Below are 18,250 nucleotides of genomic sequence, written 5' to 3' on the forward strand. Positions count from 1 at the left end.
GACCGGGATTTTTGATGGAGTACATATCCATTTCTGCGGTAACGGCTACTTAGGGTTTCGCCCTTACGGCGAGGCACTTTTGGCAAACGCCCCAAAAGTACCCAAAAGGTCTCGCCCCAAGCGTCCGGCCCCTCGCTGAGGCTCGGCGTTCCTTCGCTCCGGTATCCATCTGGGGGCATCGCCCTACGGTCTGCTTCGCTACGACCTACATGCGATGGGTTCGACTGCGTCGAACGGCGCTGCGCGCCAATCCCCAGATGAACACCTGCGCTCAGCCTCCCGAAGGGGCGGGTAGATCAAGATCAAGATCAAGATCAAAAGCCAAAGCCAAAGCAAAGCAAAGCAAAGCAAATGCAAGATCAAAAGATCGCAGCCTCGCTTCGCTCGACAGCTCCTACAGGGAAATGCGTCCGCTTGAGATCAGGCCGGCCGGGAGGCCGCCTGGCTTTTGATTTTGACGCACCGCCCCCTCGAGAGGCCGAGTGGAGGTTCTGCGCAGTGGGCAACCCGGCATGGATGCCGGGTTAGCCGCCCCCGGCCATGGATGGCCGATGGCGGCGGGCCCACGGAGCAGGACCGGAACGAGGGCACCCTGAGCCTAGGCGAAGGGCCGAACGACAGGGGCAAGAGCGCTTTGGTTACTTTCGCGCTTTTCGAAAGTGACTCGCTGTAAGAGCGAAACCGCCGGCCGCCGTTACCGCAGAAACGGATATGTACCCCAGACCCCGATCACCTCTGCGAATGTCCCTCCATTCAGCCTCTGCGCATATCCCCCCGGTTAACAAAACATAACGTGGCGTCGATTGTCAGACCTTTCCAAACCCCGATAGGATAAGCCCAGCTTCCGAAGGGGCTCTGGATTGCGGGTTTCAGGACTATGCTCTGGAATAGGGCAGTCCCGGTGAGCACCCCCTTACGGCGCCCTGAAAGGTTGAATGACCTAACAATAATAATGGGGGAAGGTCTATGAGTGAGCCTGTCATGGGTGTGAGTATTTGCCGCCCGCCGGCGTTACGCAGGTTCGCGTTGCTGGCTACAGCGCTCTCGCTGTTGGGTTGTGCCGTCTTGTCGGCCCCTGTGCTGGCCGCTGCCGCGCCGACCGCCGACGTGGTTTATTCCATTGAATCCGCCAAGGCCAGCAAAGGCCTGATGCTCGATGTCGTGCATGCCGGCAAACGCCTGGTGGCGGTCGGCGATCGCGGGCACGTTCTTTATTCCGATGACCAGGGCGCGACCTGGACCCAAGCCAAGGTGCCGACCCGGCAACTGCTGACAGCGGTATTTTTTGTCGATGACAAGCACGGTTGGGCCGTCGGCCATGACGCGCAGATCCTCGCCAGTGAAGACGGCGGTGTCACCTGGACCAAACAATTCGAAGACCTGCGCCGCGAATCGCCGCTGCTCGACGTCTGGTTCAAGGACGTCAACAGCGGCTTTGCCGTGGGCGCCTACGGTGCCTTGCTGGAAACCACCGACGGTGGCAAGAACTGGGAAGACGTCAGCGATCGCCTGGCCAACGAAGACCAGTACCACCTCAACGCCATAGCTGCCGTCAAGGATTCCGGCATTTTCATCGTCGGCGAGCAGGGCAGCATGTTCCGTTCCGCCGATGAAGGGCAAACCTGGGAAAAGCTTGAAGGCCCCTACGAGGGCTCGCTGTTCGGCGTCATCGGCACCGCGCAACCGGCCACGCTGTTGGTCTACGGCTTGCGGGGCAATCTCTACCGCTCCACGGATTTCGGCACCACCTGGGAGCAGGTCGAACTCAAGGCTGCACGCGGTGCGCTGGAATTCGGCCTGTCCGGCGCCACGTTGCTCGACGACGGTTCCATCGTGATCGTCGGCAATGGCGGCAGTGTCATTCGTAGCAGCGACGACGGCGAGACCTTCAGCGTGTTCAACCGTCCCGATCGCATTTCCGTCTCGTCGGTCACGGCGGCGGGTAACGGTAATCTGATTCTGGCAGGCCAGGGCGGCGTGCGCGTCACCTCGCCAACGGGCGCAGAGAATGGCACAAACGGGTCGTCCAAATGAGCCGGGCAAATAATAAGAAGGCGGGTCTATGACATCCTTAAGCACTCCTCATCAGGATAAGGCGACGTTTCTTGAGCGCCTGATCTTCAACAACCGCCCGGCGGTGATCGTCATCTGCCTGCTGGTCAGTATTTTCCTGTTCTGGCAGGCGACGCTGATCCGGCCGTCCACCAGTTTCGAAAAAATGATCCCGCTCGAGCATCCGTTCATTGAAAAGATGATGGAGCACCGCAACGATCTGGCGAACCTGGGCAACACCGTACGGATTTCCGTTGAAGCCACCGATGGCGACATCTTCTCCAAGGAGTACATGGAGACCCTGCGCCAGATCAACGACGAGGTGTTCTACATCTCCGGTGTCGACCGTTCCGGCCTCAAGTCGCTGTGGAGCCCGAGCGTGCGCTGGACCGAGGTGACGGAGGAGGGCTTCGCCGGTGGTGAAGTGATTCCCCAGAGCTATAACGGCTCCCAGCAGAGCCTCGACCTGCTGCGCAACAACGTGCTCAAGTCCGGGCAAGTCGGGCGGCTGGTGGCCAACGACTTCAAGTCGAGCATCGTCGACATCCCGCTGCTGGAGTCCTACCCGGACCCGCAAGACCAGGGCAAGTTGCTGGCACTGGACTACCGCAAGTTCTCGCATGAACTTGAAGACAAGATCCGCAACAAGTTCGAAACCCAGAACCCTAACGTGAAGATCCACATTGTCGGGTTCGCCAAGAAAGTCGGCGACCTGATCGATGGGCTGGTCATGGTGGTGATGTTCTTCGGCGTCGCCTTCGTCATCACCCTGATCCTGCTGTACTGGTTCACCAACTGCATGCGCAGCACCGTGGCAGTACTGAGTACGACGCTGGTGGCGGTGGTCTGGCAGCTCGGCTTGATGCACTTTTTCGGCTTCGGGCTGGATCCGTACTCGATGCTGGTGCCGTTCCTGATCTTCGCCATCGGGATTTCCCACGGCGTGCAGAAAATCAACGGTATCGCCTTGCAGTCCAGCGAGGCGGACAACGCACTGACTGCGGCGCGGCGAACATTCCGTCAGTTGTTCCTCCCGGGGATGATCGCGATCCTCGCGGATGCGGTGGGCTTTATCACGCTGTTGATCATCGACATCGGCGTGATTCGTGAACTGGCCATCGGCGCGTCCATCGGCGTGGCGGTGATCGTATTCACCAACCTGATCCTGCTGCCGGTAGCGATTTCCTACGTGGGTATCAGCAAACGCGCCGTCGACCGCAGCAAAAAAGACGCGCACCGCGAGCATCCCTTCTGGCGCCTGCTGGCGAACTTTGCCAGCCCGAAAGTCGCACCGGTCTCCATTCTCCTGGCGCTGATCGCCTTTGGCGGTGGCCTTTGGTACAGCCAGAACCTGAAAATCGGCGACCTCGACCAGGGTGCGCCGGAACTGCGTCCGGACTCGCGTTACAACAAGGACAACAGCTTCATCATCAACAACTATTCCACCAGTTCCGACGTGCTGGTGGTAATGGTCAAGACCAAGCCTGAAGGGTGCTCGCGCTATGAAGCCATGGCACCGATCGACGAGCTGATGTGGAAGATGCAGAACACCGAGGGCGTGCAGTCGGCGATCTCGCTGGTGACCGTGTCCAAGCAAATGATCAAGGGCATGAACGAGGGCAACCTGAAATGGGAAACCCTGTCGCGCAATCCGGACGTGTTGAACAACTCCATCGCCCGTGCCGATGGTCTGTACAACAACAATTGCTCCCTGGCGCCGGTGCTGGTGTTCCTCAACGATCACAAGGCCGAAACCCTGGATCGCGCGGTTCATGCGGTGCAGGACTTCGCCAAGGACAACAACAAGGAAGGCCTGGAATTCCTCCTCGCGGCCGGTAACGCCGGGATCGAGGCCGCCACCAACGAAGTGATCAAGCGTTCCGAACTGACGATTCTGGTGCTGGTGTACATCTGCGTCGCGACCATGTGCATGATCACCTTCCGTTCCTGGGCGGCGACCTTGTGCATCGTGCTGCCGCTGGTGCTGACCTCGGTGCTCGGCAACGCACTGATGGCGTTCATGGGCATCGGTGTGAAAGTGGCGACCTTGCCAGTGGTGGCACTCGGGGTGGGGATCGGCGTGGATTACGGGATCTACATCTACAGTCGCCTGGAAAGCTTCCTGCGTGCCGGTCTGTCGCTGCAAGAGGCGTACTACCAGACGCTGAAGTCCACCGGTAAAGCTGTGTTGTTCACCGGTCTGTGCCTGGCAATCGGCGTGTGCACCTGGATCTTCTCGGCGATCAAGTTCCAGGCCGACATGGGCCTGATGCTGACCTTCATGCTGCTCTGGAACATGTTTGGCGCGTTGTGGCTGTTGCCGGCGCTGGCACGGTTCCTGATCAAGCCAGAGAAACTGGCGGGGCAGAAGGGCAACTCGCTGTTTGCTCACTAGGCGTCAGCCTGACCCAAAAAGCCGCAACTCAGGTTGCGGCTTTTTTTATGGGGGACCGAATCACTCAGCGTGGTTGTAGCGTCAGGAATGCACTGTTGGCCAGTTCCTTGCTGATGATCCCGCGGTGGATATCGATTTTCTGTTTCGGATCTGTAGCCTTGGCCATCGCCGATTCGTAGGTTTCGAAGCGTTGTTCCCTGGTTTTCAGATGGGCCTGGGTATATTGCGTCTTGGCATCATCGAAGCGCTCATAGTGGAAATGCGCGTACCCCCAGGGTTGATCGTCTTTGTTCAACAGGACGTACTCCTGCATAAAGTCTTTACGTCCGGTTTTCAGTTGTACGCGATTACCGATCATGCGTGGGTAAACCTCCTTGCACCGTAACAGAAACTCCACACCCTCACTGCTGGGGGGCTGGGCCAGTGTCATGCGGATGCGCAGTTCCGATGCCTTACTGTCGAGGGCTCGCGCGTGATCGCGTAAATCGCGGATTAACGAGGCATCTTGTTCCCGGTTTGGCGAGGGTGCCTCATGGTGTTCCAGGCCCTCGGCATACCCGGTCAGCTTTTGTGCTTCGCGTTGCAATTGTTCTTCAATTTCCTTGGGTGAGCTTGCGCGTTGCGCGTAACCCTCGATTTTCCTTACCTGCTTGTCGACATTGGCGATGGCCTTGCGGGCATCCCCTTTGAGCTGTGCGTAGGAGTGCGCGGAGGCCTTGGGTGCGGGCTGCCTGACCTCGATCATTTCTACCCAGACATTCGGTTCATGTTCATGGAACGAAGCCAGTGGTGCATCTTCGAGTGGACCGTTGATATCAACAATGTCTCCGCCCTGGTTAGCCACGCGGGGGCGAATATCGCCGATCAGAGTGCCCTTGGCGGTTTTGATGACCCGCTTGCGACTGGCCCATGAAGAGGGGCGCTGGATCGGGGGCTTGCTGGCTCCGGGTGAAGACGGACCGGGCTCGGAGACCGAAGGTTGCGGGAGATTTTGAAGGTCATCGGCCAGACGTCGCTCGGCATCGAGGCGCAGTTCACCGATGATCTCTCGCAGGCGATTGAAGGCCGCCGGCTGTAATTCTTCGGCATTGAAGATGCCGATACTTTCAAGCCCATCCAGTGCTTTGCGGTAGTGATCGACCAGGTTGTCCAGAACGGCGATCCGATCGCTATTGTTATAAGTGCGAGAAGTTTGCAGTTCGGAATGGGAGCGAGACAGCAACATCAGGGGATCGAGTGCGCGTTCGAGTGGGGCCATGGTGGCGCTACCCAGTTCCTTCAGGCTGAGAATACGCAAGATGCTCAGTTGGTAGGATTTGACTCGCAAAGCGGTCAATTCATTCTCGGAGCGATTGTCGGTCAACCGTTTCCAGTCCTCCAAGCCCAAGCGAGACAGGTGTTTAAGCTCCGCAAGTCGGCTCTCTGTTTCTTCGTAGAACCTGATCATGGTTTCGTTGACTTCGGAGGTCCTGCGCATGAATTCGAAGTATCGATCCAGTACGACGTTGCCCTTGTCCTTGATTGCTTCGCGCAAGTGTTCGATACCGCGGGTCAAGTCCGCGTAAGTTCGATTGGTGGCTTCCCGTTCCCGGTCAGCGATGACCACACGTTTGCGCGCGTTGTTGATGAGATTCTCCAGCAGGTTGCGCTGCAGGTTTGGATCGGGATCAGTTTTGCTCAGAGCGCTTTTTTCGCGGATTTCGGCAAGCGCCGTGACATAGGTTTCGCTCTGTTTGTCCAGCTCGTCTGCGAACCGTTGGCGAAAAGTGGTGCGATCCTGCTCGCTGCTGGCGGGGTCGTTTGTTTTCAGCTCCATCAGCTTTTCCGCGATATCAACGCGTTTTTGCACCTGCGTCTGTTGCTGCAAAAATTCCTGGTGGTTCAGTTCCAGCAGGCTGATGCGTTGTTGTTTGCTCTCGCGCAGGGCATCCCGCCTGGCGTTACGTCCTCCGCCGAGCAGTTTCAGCCCTTGATCCAGCGTCCACCGGCCGTATCCATCGGTTTTGAGCTTGATGCCCGGATGGTCGGGATGCTCGGGATGCACCAGGTAGACCTCACCGAAACCGGGCACGACACTCACGCGAAACAGCAGGCCGGCGACCGTGACGTGCCATTTGTTGTCGATCCGGTACAGCCCCTTGAACGGACCGGTTGCAACAGGCTCTGGCAGAGACGCGGGCCATGCAACCTTGACCGCCTGCAGCTTGTTGAACAGCCGCGCCGAGGTCGAGTCCCGAGCGGTCGACAGGTTGAAATCCAGCAACGTATTGCCACTGCCCGGCGGTTCGGAGGGCAGTCCGGGTGTTTCTTGAGTGATGGTTGTCTCGGGAGGCAGCAAGTCCAGTGGCAACAGACGGCGCAGCGGATCGAGGGTCACCGGAGCGTCTTCGCCCATGCGCTCTGGCGCGAATGCAGGCCGTTCACCTTGAGTTCGTGCGACATGCAAAAGGAGCAGGCCGATGTTCAAGAGCACATCGATCCAGGCCAGATTCCGGGTAGTTGGGTCATCACTGTCCAGTGCGGGCAGGTCTTTGATCAGGCTATGGGTGATTTGCAGCATCCAGCCCACCAGCATTGCCGGGCCGCGCAACAGTGGCAGTACCAGGTTGTTAAAGACCAGCCAGCCACCCTCAAGGATGATCGCCCAACGGCTTTCGGCATTGGACACCGATTGCCTGTCAGCCAGATCGGCCAGCGCCCGGGCGTTGCTGGCGAACAGGCTGGCCGGCAATCGACCTTCCTCCACTGCACTGAGCCACTGGGCCGCAGCTTCGTCGCCTGCCAGAATCGCCGGTTTCGGCTTGTCGGGCGGTGAGAACTCGTCGCCGATGTGAAAGTGGTTGATATGCGGTTCGTTGAAACCGTTGTTGTCGTAAACCGGACGTGCGCGGTCCGGGAACCAGGTCAGCACGCTGGTTTGCAGCGCGCCCTGTTGCGCGACCGCTTTGAGCAAGTCGCTGCGTGCGGCGTATTGCTGCAGTGACGGGGTGTACAACGGGCGATAGAGGATATGCGGACCACTGGCCTGCAAGTCTTTGGGCTCGATGATGAACATGTTGGCGGCCACATCACAGTCGGCGCCGTCCTTGCGTTGGAACGCCAGGGGCCGGATGACCACGGCCTGTTCGTTGACGACCCGTTCGGCGGCGGTGCGATTCATCAACGCATCGACATAGCGATACCCCAGATGGGTGAACCCGTGCTCACCCTTGATCGAATGCTCGAGGGCCAGCAGGGGGAGATGAACCGACAGTTCCAGCGCGAATAATCGTTCCCGCTCCCGTGCGTCGTTGGTCTCTCCGAGCAGCGAGGTTTCGATCAGTTCGGGATAGTGCTGGCCGACATTGACCCGGCTCACCAGGTCCAGCAGATAGGCGTCGGTAGTCCACTGCTGAATCAGTTGGTCTCCGGTGTGACGGACAGTCATGCGGCCCTTGGGTTTTGCGGCGAGATTGTTGATCGCCAGCTCGGTCAGGGTCATTTTGGCGGTTTCGATGTAGCCGCTGCCGAGGTCACCGACGGGTACATGAAAAGTCAGTTCCAGCTCGTCGGAGTTATAACCGGGCGCCAGCGGATAATCTTCCTGCATCTGCTTGTGCAAGGCTTTTCGGGCAAACGTACGAAGGTCGTCGATGCCATCGTTGAAGGTGCGACCCTGGGTCTGTTGCTTGACGCTGGCCATGGCCAGGACGTGCTTGCGATAGGCCATGCGGTCAGTGGGTGTCGCCGCTTGCAACCACCTGGGAATCGACGCCTGTATCGGTTGAAAAACGGCCTCGTCCGGTTGGCTGTCGATGAACAGCGTGGCGACTTCGGTGATCGCATCAACGTGTTTCGCCAACTCGCCCAGGCCCTGGCTGGCGGGCAGTTTGAGCGCAGCCAGATCTTCCAGTTGCCGGTTCAGGAGCAGGGCAGCCTGAATGTCAAAGATGTTGCCGTCCGGCTCAAACCGCTTCCAGGTGATGACATCGGCTTTGTATGCCCGCTGAAACCGTGCGCCCCAAGCCAGGCCGAAAGCTTCCAGGGAAGCGAAGGGCTCGATTTTGCCGGTCACGCTGCACAACAAATGGGTTTCACCACAAGTCACCAGGAGCTCGGAGGCCTGCAGCGTAATGGAGACGTCACCGTTGGTCAGGGTGGTTTGCAGGGTGCAGGCTTGTATGGGGCCTTTTGACCAGGATTGCTGGAGGCTGACGCCGGCCTCGTCCTTTTGGTTCCAGTAAAGGGTCAGCGATTCCTGGAGCCCGATGTGCAGCAAGTCGGGCAGCTCAAGGATGACCCCCGCAATCACCTGGAGATCAGGCAGGCGTGATGTGGTTTTGCCGACAGTCAGTTGCGCGGGCGCACGGTTGGTCAGAAAGCAGGCACGACCGAACCGCTCGCTGAAATCGACAGGTGTGCCGCTGGCCAGATAATCCAGTACCAGGTCCAGCAGTAACGTGAGGCGCCAGGCCCCGTTGGGAATCGGCTGCGCGATTTTGGTTCGCTCAGGGTCGAAGTCCAGTTGCGGGTACTTTTCCAGTACGCCGTCCTTGAGCAGGCGAGCGGTTTCCGAGCGCAGGGTGGGGCGGGAGCTGAAGCGGGCGCTGACGGCGTGCGCGATGATATCGGTCATGTCCGCCGTGGCAGGGGGGGATGCAGGTATCGGCATGATGCAATCCTTTGCATGGGTTGAGTCACGCAAAGTAAGGCGAGGCCGGAATGGATGTGCGGTAACGGGATACCGCAGATCCGACAATTCGATGATCTAAGGGATGACTACGTGGTGGCAATGAGCCCAGGGGAATTGTGGTGGTTATGCGGGATCGGTGCCGAGCACCACATTCAGCGCGTTACGCGCATCGTCCAGTTGCACCAACGTCGCATGCCGCGCACCCAGCGCATCGCGATTCTCGATAGCCGTGAGAATCGCCTTATGCCGAGGCAACGCCAGTTCATGCAGGTTCGGCCGTTGGTTGGAGTGCTTCAAGGCTTCGGCAATCGCCACCGACAACATGTTGCACAGGTTCGCCAGCAGGTCGTTGTGGGTCGCGTCGGCGATGCGGCTGTGGAAATCCAGGTCCGGCTGCAACAAGGCTTCAGGCGTCGGTGCTGACTCCATGCGTTGGTAGGCTTCACCGATGGAGGCGATGTCTGCGTCGGTGGCGAACTGCGCGGCCAGGGCTGCAGCGGCCGGTTCAATGATGCTGCGCACGCTGGTCAGCAGGCTGAAGAACTCATTCTGCGGGCTGCTTTGCATCAGCCAGTGCAGCACGTCCGGGTCGAGCATGTGCCACTCCCGGCGCGGCTTGACCACGGTGCCGACCCGCGGACGGGAATACACGAGGCCCTTGGCAACCAGCACTCGGGTCGCTTCGCGCAGGACTGGCCGGCTGACCGCGTATTCCTCACACAACAGGGCTTCGGCGGGCAGTTTGTCGTCCGGTTTGAAGCGTCCCGAGACAATCTGCATGCCCAATTCCTGGACGATGCGCGAGTGCATGCTTTTGCGGTCGGAGGGTTTGCGGTAATCCATGGGGAACGGCGCGGTCCTGTGCGATGGGGTGCTGCGCATGATAGCAGGCGTGGCGGGCACAATCATTGTGGCGAGGGAGCTTGTCGGATCGCCGCACCGTCCCGCTCGGCTGCGAAGCAGTCGCAAATCGGCCGGCACGGTCTGCCTGACAAATCGCGACTGCCTGTATTGGGGCCGCTTCGCAGCCCAACGGGACGGTGCGGCGATCCGACAAGCTCCCTCGCCACAGGTTCTACTGTGGTTACAGAATCCAGAGGGTCAGTGAGAGTGACGCGGCACCTCGGCTCCACGACAACCGACGAGGAAGTCGAAGTCGCAGCCCTGATCCGCCTGCAGCACATGGTCGATGTACAGCTGGCGATAGCCGCCCACCAGTAACTGTTGCGGCGGTTGCAGGTCGGCCATGCGCGCGGCCAGTTCGGCATCCGGAATGTCCAGATGCAAACGTCCACTGGCGCAATCGAGCTCGATCCAGTCGCCTTCCTTCACTGCCGCCAAAGGCCCGCCGACGGCGGCTTCCGGTGCCACATGCAAGACCACGGTTCCGTACGCCGTGCCGCTCATGCGTGCGTCGGAAATCCGTACCATATCCGTCACACCCTGGGCCAGCAGCTTGGCCGGCAAGCCCATGTTGCCGACTTCGGCCATGCCCGGATAACCCTTCGGCCCGCAGTTTTTCATCACCAGAATCGAGTTGGCGTCCACGTCCAGTTCCGGATCGTTGATCCGCGCCTTGTACATGTCGAAATTCTCGAACACCACTGCGCGCCCGCGATGTTGCATCAGCTCGGCACTCGCCGCAGAGGGCTTGAGCACCGCACCCAGTGGCGCCAGGTTGCCGCGCAACACGCAGATGCCGCCGTCGGCGCGGATCGGGTTGTCGAGGGTGCGGATCACTTCATCCTGGCCATAGATCGGCGCGTCCTTGGTGTTCTCGCCGAGGGTTTTGCCGTTGACCGTGAGGGCGTTCGGGTTCGGAATCAGGTTGGCTTCGCCCAGGCGACGCAGCACTGCAGGCAAGCCACCGGCGTAGTAGAACTCTTCCATCAGGAAGCGCCCGGACGGTTGCAGGTCGACAATGGTCGGCATGCCGCGACCGATGCGGGTCCAGTCATCCAGGTCCAGTTCGACACCGATGCGTCCGGCGATGGCTTTCAAGTGGATCACCGCGTTGGTCGAACCGCCGATGGCAGCGTTCACCCGGATGGCGTTTTCGAAGGCTTCCTTGGTGAGGATTTTCGACAGCTTCAAATCCTCGCGAACCATCTCCACCGCACGCATACCCGACATGTGCGCCAACACATAACGGCGCGCATCGACTGCCGGAATCGCCGCGTTATGGGGCAGGGAAGTGCCCAGTGCTTCGGCCATGCAAGCCATGGTCGAGGCGGTGCCCATGGTGTTGCAGGTACCGGCGGAACGGGACATGCCACCCTCGGCCGCGAGGAAATCATCAAGTGTGATGGTGCCAGCCTTGACCTGTTCGCTGAGCTGCCACACCACCGTGCCTGAACCAATGTCCTGGCCCTTGTGCTTGCCGTTGAGCATCGGCCCGCCGGTGACGACGATTGCCGGCACGTCGCAACTGGCCGCGCCCATCAGCAACGCCGGAGTGGTCTTGTCGCAACCGGTCAGCAGCACCACGCCATCGATCGGGTTACCGCGAATGGCTTCCTCGACATCCATGCTCGCCAGGTTACGGGTGAGCATGGCGGTGGGGCGCAGGTTCGATTCGCCGTTGGAGAACACCGGGAATTCCACAGGAAAGCCACCGGCTTCGATCACCCCGCGTTTGACGTGCTCCGCGATCTGGCGGAAATGCGCGTTGCACGGAGTCAGTTCCGACCAGGTGTTGCAAATGCCGATGATCGGCTTGCCGTGGAACTGATGGTCGGCGATGCCCTGATTCTTCATCCAGCTGCGGTACATGAAGCCGTTCTTGTCGGCAGTGCCAAACCATTGGGCGGAGCGCAGGGTGGGTTTCTTATCAGTCATGATCGGTTCTCTTATTGTATGACTATATTGTTCGAGCTGTGGTGTAACATAAGCGCAATTTCGGCTGTTTGGAAGTGTTGTTGGTTAAATAGTAATACTATATAGTCGTTTTCAACGGAGGGACGACCCTGATGGTTTTCCGCGAGAGGCGTCCCCCGAGGTTCTATAACAACAACAATCGGAGACCGAACTCATGAGCCAGGAATTGCGGCTTATCCGTCGCATCACGTTGAAACTGATTCCCTTCCTGATCCTGCTGTACCTGATCGCCTATGTGGATCGCTCCGCCGTGGGGTTCGCCAAGCTGCACATGGGCGCCGACGTCGGCATCGGTGATGCGGCTTACGGATTTGGTGCCGGGCTTTTCTTCATTGGCTACTTTCTGCTGGAGATCCCCAGCAACCTGATGCTCGACCGCTTCGGCGCCCGACGCTGGTTCGCGCGGATCATGGTCACCTGGGGCGCTATCACCATCGGCATGGCGTTCGTCCAGGGCCCGAACAGCTTCTATGTGATGCGTTTTCTGCTCGGTGCGGCCGAAGCCGGGTTCTTTCCAGGCGTGCTGTACTACATCACCCAATGGTTCCCGATTCGCCATCGCGGCAAGATCCTCGGGCTGTTCATCCTTTCCCAACCCATCGCCATGATGATCACCGGCCCGGTGTCCGGCGGTTTGCTCGGTATGGACGGCACGCTTGGCCTGCACGGCTGGCAGTGGCTGTTCATCGTTATCGGTACGCCAGCGATCCTGCTGACCTGGCCGGTGCTGCGCTACTTGCCGGACGGCCCGGACCAAGTGAAATGGCTGGATCAATCCGAGAAAGACTGGCTGACCGGGGAACTGAAAAAAGACCTCGCCGAGTATGGCCAGACCTGCCACGGCAATCCGTTGCATGCACTGAAGGACAAACGGGTGTTGCTGCTGGCGCTGTTCTATCTGCCGGTGACCTTGAGCATCTATGGACTCGGTTTGTGGCTGCCGACGCTGATCAAGCAGTTCGGTGGCACAGACCTGGTGACCGGGTTCGTGTCATCGGTGCCATACATCTTCGGAATCATCGGTTTGCTGATCATTCCGCGCAGTTCCGACCGCCTCAATGATCGCTACGGTCATCTGGCGGTGCTGTATGTGTTGGGTGCCATCGGCCTGTTCCTCAGCGCCTGGCTGTCGGTGCCGGTGCTGCAACTGGCGGCGCTGTGCCTGGTGGCATTCGCGCTGTTTTCCTGCACGGCGGTGTTCTGGACCTTGCCGGGGCGCTTCTTCGCCGGCGCCAGTGCGGCGGCAGGAATCGCGTTGATCAATTCGGTGGGCAACCTCGGCGGCTACATCGGCCCGTTCGTGATTGGTGCGCTGAAGGAGTACACCGGCAACCTGGCGTCGGGGCTGTATTTCCTGTCCTGCGTGATGGTGTTCGGTCTGGTCCTGACCGGCGTGGTGTATCGCCTGCTGGAACGCAAGCATGTGCTGCCGGCCGACCAGTTCGCGGCAAGTGCCCGCGGTGCTACCCGTACCTGACGCGAGATTGGCCAACAAGTTTTGCATTAACAGGAGAAGGTTCATGCGTTTAGTTCAGTTCGAATTGAGTAATGGCGAACGCCGCGTCGGCGTGGTCGAAGACGGTCTGGTGCGTGAAGTGCAGGATGCGCATACGGTGCGGGATCTGGCGCTGGCGGCGATCGAGGCGGGCACCAGTCTTGAGCGACAGGTTCAAACCCTGGGGCTGGGCATCAGCCACAACTATGCCGAGCTGCTGGCCAAGCTACGCATCCTGCCGCCGCTGGATCACCCGGACCCGGCGCATACGCTGGTCAGCGGCACCGGCCTGACCCATTTGGGCAGCGCCTCGGCTCGGGACAAAATGCATCAGCAGGCCGGCGATGAAGCGGCGATGACCGACACCATGCGCATCTTCAAGTGGGGTGTGGAGGGCGGTAAACCTGCAGCCGGCCAGGCCGGCGTGCAACCGGAATGGTTCTACAAGGGCGATGGCAGCATCGTCGTGCGACCGGGCAAGCCTTTCCCGCTACCGCCCTTTGCTGAAGATGCCGGGGAAGAGCCCGAACTCAGCGGCCTCTATGTCATCGGCCACGACGGCAAACCGTATCGCCTCGGTTTTGCGGTGGGCAACGAGTTCTCCGATCACGTGATGGAACGCAAGAATTACCTTTACCTGGCCCATTCGAAACTGCGCAGTTGCAGCTATGGCCCGGAGCTTCGGGTCGGCGAACTGCCGCAACACCTGGCAGGCACCAGTCGCATCCTGCGCGACGGCGAAGTGCTCTGGCAGAACGAGTTCCTCAGTGGCGAAGCCAACATGTGCCACAGCCTGGAAAACCTCGAGTATCACCATTTCAAGTACAGCCAGTTCCTGCGCCCCGGCGACGTGCACATCCACTTCTTTGGCACCGCGACCCTGTCCTTCGCCGATGGCATCCGTACCCGGCCGGGTGATGTGTTCGAGATCAGCCAGGCCGAGTTCGGCGCACCCTTGATCAACGGCATCGCACCGGTTGAAGCAGCGTTCGAACCCGGCACCGTCGGCACACTTTAAGGAGACACCCATGACCCGGATTCTTGGTCACAACTACATTGGCGGCGAGCGCAGCGCTGCCGGCACCGTCAAACTGCAGAGCGCCGATGCCAGCACCGGCGAGGCCTTGCCCCACGATTTCTACCAAGCCACCGCTGCAGAAGTCGACGCCGCCGCGAAGGCTGCTGCCGCCGCTTACCCGGCCTATCGCAGCCTGAGCGCCGAGCGCCGTGCGCAATTTCTGGATGCGATTGCCGATGAACTGGACGCCCTTGGCGATGAGTTCGTGGCCGTGGTCTGCCGCGAAACCGCGTTGCCGGCGGCGCGGATTCAAGGTGAGCGTGGGCGCACCAGCGGCCAGATGCGTCTGTTCGCCAAGGTGCTGCGGCGTGGTGATTTCTATGGCGCGCGGATCGATCTGGCGCTGCCGGAACGCCAGCCACTGCCGCGTCCGGACCTGCGTCAGTACCGTATAGGTCTGGGGCCGGTGGCGGTGTTTGGCGCGAGTAACTTTCCGTTGGCGTTTTCCACGGCTGGCGGTGACACCGCTTCGGCCTTGGCCGCCGGCTGCCCGGTGGTGTTCAAGGCCCACAGCGGCCATATGGCAACCGCAGAGTGGGTGGCTGACGCGGTGATCCGCGCTGCCGAAAAAACCGCCATGCCGGCCGGTGTGTTCAACATGATCTACGGCGGTGGAGTAGGGGAAGCACTGGTCAAGCACCCGGCGATTCAGGCAGTCGGTTTTACCGGTTCACTGAAAGGCGGTCGGGCGCTGTGCGACATGGCCGCGGCACGGCCGCAGCCGATTCCGGTGTTCGCCGAGATGTCGAGCATCAACCCGGTGATCGTGTTACCGCAGGCGCTGGATACTCGTGCTGAAAGCATCGCCCGTGACCTCACGGCTTCAGTGGTGCAGGGCTGCGGGCAGTTCTGTACCAATCCGGGGCTGGTGATCGGCATTCGTTCGCCGCAGTTCAGTGCGTTCGTGCAGCAGGTGGCCGGGCTGATCGGCGATCAGCCGGCGCAAACCATGCTCAACGCCGGCACCTTGAGCAGCTATGGCAAAGGCCTGCACAAGCTTCTTTCGCATCCGAAAATCGAGCACTTGGCCGGTAATCCGCAACAAGGCAATCAGGCGCAGCCGCAATTGTTCAAGGCGGATGTGAGTCTGTTGCTCGATGGCGATGAAGTGCTGCAAGAGGAAGTGTTCGGCCCGACCACGGTGTTTGTTGAAGTGGCGGATCAGGCGCAACTCAGTGCTGCGCTGAACGGCCTGCACGGGCAACTGACGGCAACGATTATCGGTGAGCCGGCGGACTTCGAACGCTTCGGCGAGCTGACGCCCTTGTTGGAGCAGAAGGTCGGGCGGATCTTGCTCAACGGTTTTCCGACCGGTGTGGAAGTCTGCGATTCGATGGTCCATGGCGGACCGTATCCAGCGACTTCCGATGCGCGCGGCACTTCGGTGGGCACCCTGGCCATCGACCGTTTCCTGCGCCCGGTGTGCTTCCAGAACTACCCCGATAGCCTGCTGCCGGACGCGTTGAAGAATGGCAATCCTTTGCGCATCCAGCGCCTGGTCGATGGCAAACCATCGCGTGATGCTCTCTAGCCGCCCACAACTGATTGGCTCGGTCCGCTGTAACTGATCGTTCCCACGCTCTGCGTGGGAATGCAGCCCGTGACGCTCCGCGTCACATCAACAGCCGAACGCAGAGCGTCCGTTGAGGCATTCCCACGCGGAGCGTGGGAACGATCATTGCGGTGTGATGAGCTATCATTGCCCTTTCCCATTCAAAGATTGACTGCCATGACTGCCGTAAACGACACCTTGCTCAACGCCCTCGAACATTGCGACATGCTGGAGATCGACGGGCTGCACGCTTTCGACTTCTCTCTCGATGAAGACGATAACCTGCACATCGAATGCATGGACGGTCGGGCGCTCAAGCGCTGGGAGTTCAGCATGGCGCAGATCAAGGCGGCGACTTTCGATCCCGATTTGAAGAGCTGGATCATCACCGGTGATTCCGGTGAACACCGTCTGGTGCCTATGGAAGCGTTTGGTGGTCAGGATGACGAGGACGAAACGAATGAGGATGCGTAACTTCTGGCCACTGTTGATCGCCGGCAGCGTCGGTGCTATGGGCGTGCAGGCGGCGCCGGTCGACAACTACGAATTGCTGGTGGGGTCGTACACCGCCGGCCAGAGCCAGGGGATTTATCGCCTTAACTTCGACAGCCGCACCGGGCAGATCGATGCCAAGCCGCTGCAAGTGGTGAAGAGCGCCAACCCGTCCTGGCTGACCGTGTCCAAGGATCAACGTCGCTTGTTCGCGGTCAACGAAAACGGCCCGGGGCAGGCCGATCCGGTAGGGCGCGTCAGCAGTTACGCAATCGATCCGAAAACCCATGAGCTGAGCCTGATCAACCAGATGCAAACCCTGGGCAACGAGCCGACCCATTCGAGCATCAGCGGTGATGCCAGCCATCTGTTTGTCAGCAACTACTCGGTGGCTGAAGACCCGGGTGGTACCCTGGCGGTGTTACCGGTGAGCCCCGATGGCAAGCTGAAACCTGTCGTGCAGATGAGCGGTCATCCGTCCAGCCGGATCGACCCCGAGCGGCAGATGTCGGCGCACGTGCATTCGGCGATCTCTTCGCCGGATGGTCAATACGTGTTTTCCAATGACCTGGGCGCGGACAAGATCTTTATCTATCGCTTCGACCCCAAGGCCAATCCGGAACTGCCGTTGACTGCCGCCAAACCCGCGTCCGTCCCGTTGCCCCCCGGCAGCGGGCCGCGACATTTACTGTTCAGCGCCGATGGCAAGCACGCCTGGCTGACCATGGAAATGAGCGCGCAGGTGGCGGTGTTCGATTACAAGGACGGCCAACTCGAACAAACGCAGTTGGTCGATCTGGCGGCGGGGCTGCCCACATCGGGCAAGGCCGCGGCTGCGCTTCACGCCTCGGCCGATGGCAAGTTCCTTTACGTCAGCAACCGTGGCACCGCCAATCAGTTGCTGGTGTTCGCCATCGACCCGGCAACCGGCCACCTCAAGGAGCTTCAGCGTCGCTCGGTGGACGGTGATCACCCGCGCGAGTTCAGTCTCGACCCGAGCGGCAAATTCGTGCTGATTGCCAACCAGAAGAGCAACCAGATTGTCGTCATCGAGCGTGACGCCAAGACCGGTCTGTTGGGCAAAACCGTGCAAAAACTGCCGATGGATGCCCCGAGCGATCTCAAGTTCCTGCTGCGTCAATAGGCCGCAGGCCCCGGTTGATGGGGCCTGCAACCTTCTATTAATGAGACTGATATCGGCTAATGCTACAAAGCATTTCAAGGCGCCGACCCTCGGGAGTTAAGTTTGCTTCACGGCCCAATCGGGCAAGCAAGCCAACTGAATCGAGGAATACCGCCATGAACTTCAATCTCTTCTCTGTTATCGCCGCTTCCGCTATTTCCGCCACTGTTGCTCTGCCTGCCAGCGCCAACGTTGAAATCAGCGACAAAAAATCCCACACCCAAAGCTACACCCAGAAATACCTGCAACAGAGCGCCAACTTCTACGCCGCACTGGATCACAAAAACCAACACTGAAATGTCAGCCCTGCACCCTTTATGCAGGAGCGAAGTCACTTGCCGATCGGCCCAAACAGGCGTCGAAAAGCCTCGAAGTGATGTCGCTCCTGCATAACGCATTTACGACAGCATCATATTGCCATCAATGTATTGCTTGATATCACATAGCCATGTGT

Annotated in this window: 11 protein-coding genes; 8 read left to right on the forward strand and 3 right to left on the reverse strand. The window is 59.9% G+C overall.

Features of this window, described 5'->3' with window-relative positions; translation table 11 throughout:
* The first annotated feature begins 966 nt into the window (after nucleotides 1–966).
* Nucleotides 967–2,034, forward strand: coding sequence for a YCF48-related protein (locus F475_RS07195; RefSeq protein ID WP_111453542.1), 1,068 nt, complete (start codon nucleotides 967–969; stop codon nucleotides 2,032–2,034).
* A 28-nt stretch (nucleotides 2,035–2,062) separates the two neighbouring features.
* Nucleotides 2,063–4,447 (forward strand): RND family transporter, encoded by a 2,385-nt coding sequence (locus F475_RS07200; RefSeq protein WP_018929607.1) that lies wholly within the window; start codon nucleotides 2,063–2,065, stop codon nucleotides 4,445–4,447.
* Nucleotides 4,448–4,511: 64 nt separating this feature from the next.
* Here F475_RS07200 and F475_RS07205 read toward each other — a convergent pair whose 3' ends face one another.
* The 3 genes from F475_RS07205 to F475_RS07220 form a co-directional block, all read right to left on the reverse strand.
* Nucleotides 4,512–9,098: a dermonecrotic toxin domain-containing protein gene (locus F475_RS07205; RefSeq protein WP_111453543.1), complete on the reverse strand. Its 4,587-nt coding sequence runs from the start codon at nucleotides 9,096–9,098 to the stop codon at nucleotides 4,512–4,514.
* Between the two features lie 144 nt (nucleotides 9,099–9,242).
* Nucleotides 9,243–9,962 (reverse strand): FadR/GntR family transcriptional regulator, encoded by a 720-nt coding sequence (locus F475_RS07210; RefSeq protein ID WP_018926179.1) that lies wholly within the window; start codon nucleotides 9,960–9,962, stop codon nucleotides 9,243–9,245.
* 258 nt (nucleotides 9,963–10,220) lie between these two features.
* Nucleotides 10,221–11,957, reverse strand: coding sequence for an IlvD/Edd family dehydratase (locus tag F475_RS07220; RefSeq protein WP_111453545.1), 1,737 nt, complete (start codon nucleotides 11,955–11,957; stop codon nucleotides 10,221–10,223).
* A gap of 193 nt (nucleotides 11,958–12,150) precedes the next feature.
* On the opposite strand from F475_RS07220, the gene F475_RS07225 reads away from it, so the two are divergent.
* The 6 genes from F475_RS07225 (at nucleotide 12,151) to F475_RS07250 (ending at nucleotide 18,092) form a co-directional block, all read left to right on the forward strand.
* Nucleotides 12,151–13,473 (forward strand): MFS transporter, encoded by a 1,323-nt coding sequence (locus F475_RS07225; RefSeq protein WP_018926176.1) that lies wholly within the window; start codon nucleotides 12,151–12,153, stop codon nucleotides 13,471–13,473.
* A 43-nt stretch (nucleotides 13,474–13,516) separates the two neighbouring features.
* On the forward strand, nucleotides 13,517–14,509 hold the full coding sequence (gene araD1 / locus F475_RS07230; protein WP_111453546.1) for an AraD1 family protein: 993 nt from the start codon (nucleotides 13,517–13,519) through the stop codon (nucleotides 14,507–14,509).
* A gap of 10 nt (nucleotides 14,510–14,519) precedes the next feature.
* Nucleotides 14,520–16,100, forward strand: coding sequence for an aldehyde dehydrogenase (NADP(+)) (locus tag F475_RS07235; RefSeq protein WP_111453547.1), 1,581 nt, complete (start codon nucleotides 14,520–14,522; stop codon nucleotides 16,098–16,100).
* A 198-nt stretch (nucleotides 16,101–16,298) separates the two neighbouring features.
* Nucleotides 16,299–16,595, forward strand: coding sequence for a DUF5629 family protein (locus tag F475_RS07240; protein ID WP_018926173.1), 297 nt, complete (start codon nucleotides 16,299–16,301; stop codon nucleotides 16,593–16,595).
* Complete coding sequence (locus F475_RS07245) at nucleotides 16,588–17,757, forward strand: lactonase family protein (RefSeq protein WP_111453548.1); 1,170 nt, start codon at nucleotides 16,588–16,590, stop codon at nucleotides 17,755–17,757. The genes F475_RS07240 and F475_RS07245 overlap by 8 nt, the downstream gene beginning before the upstream one ends.
* A gap of 155 nt (nucleotides 17,758–17,912) precedes the next feature.
* Nucleotides 17,913–18,092 carry a hypothetical protein gene (locus tag F475_RS07250; protein WP_018926171.1) on the forward strand — a complete coding sequence of 60 codons (180 nt, stop codon included), beginning with the start codon at nucleotides 17,913–17,915 and terminating at the stop codon, nucleotides 18,090–18,092.
* Nucleotides 18,093–18,250 lie beyond the last annotated feature (158 nt).

Source organism: Pseudomonas sp. URMO17WK12:I6 (assembly GCF_003253625.1).
Taxonomy (GTDB): domain Bacteria; phylum Pseudomonadota; class Gammaproteobacteria; order Pseudomonadales; family Pseudomonadaceae; genus Aquipseudomonas.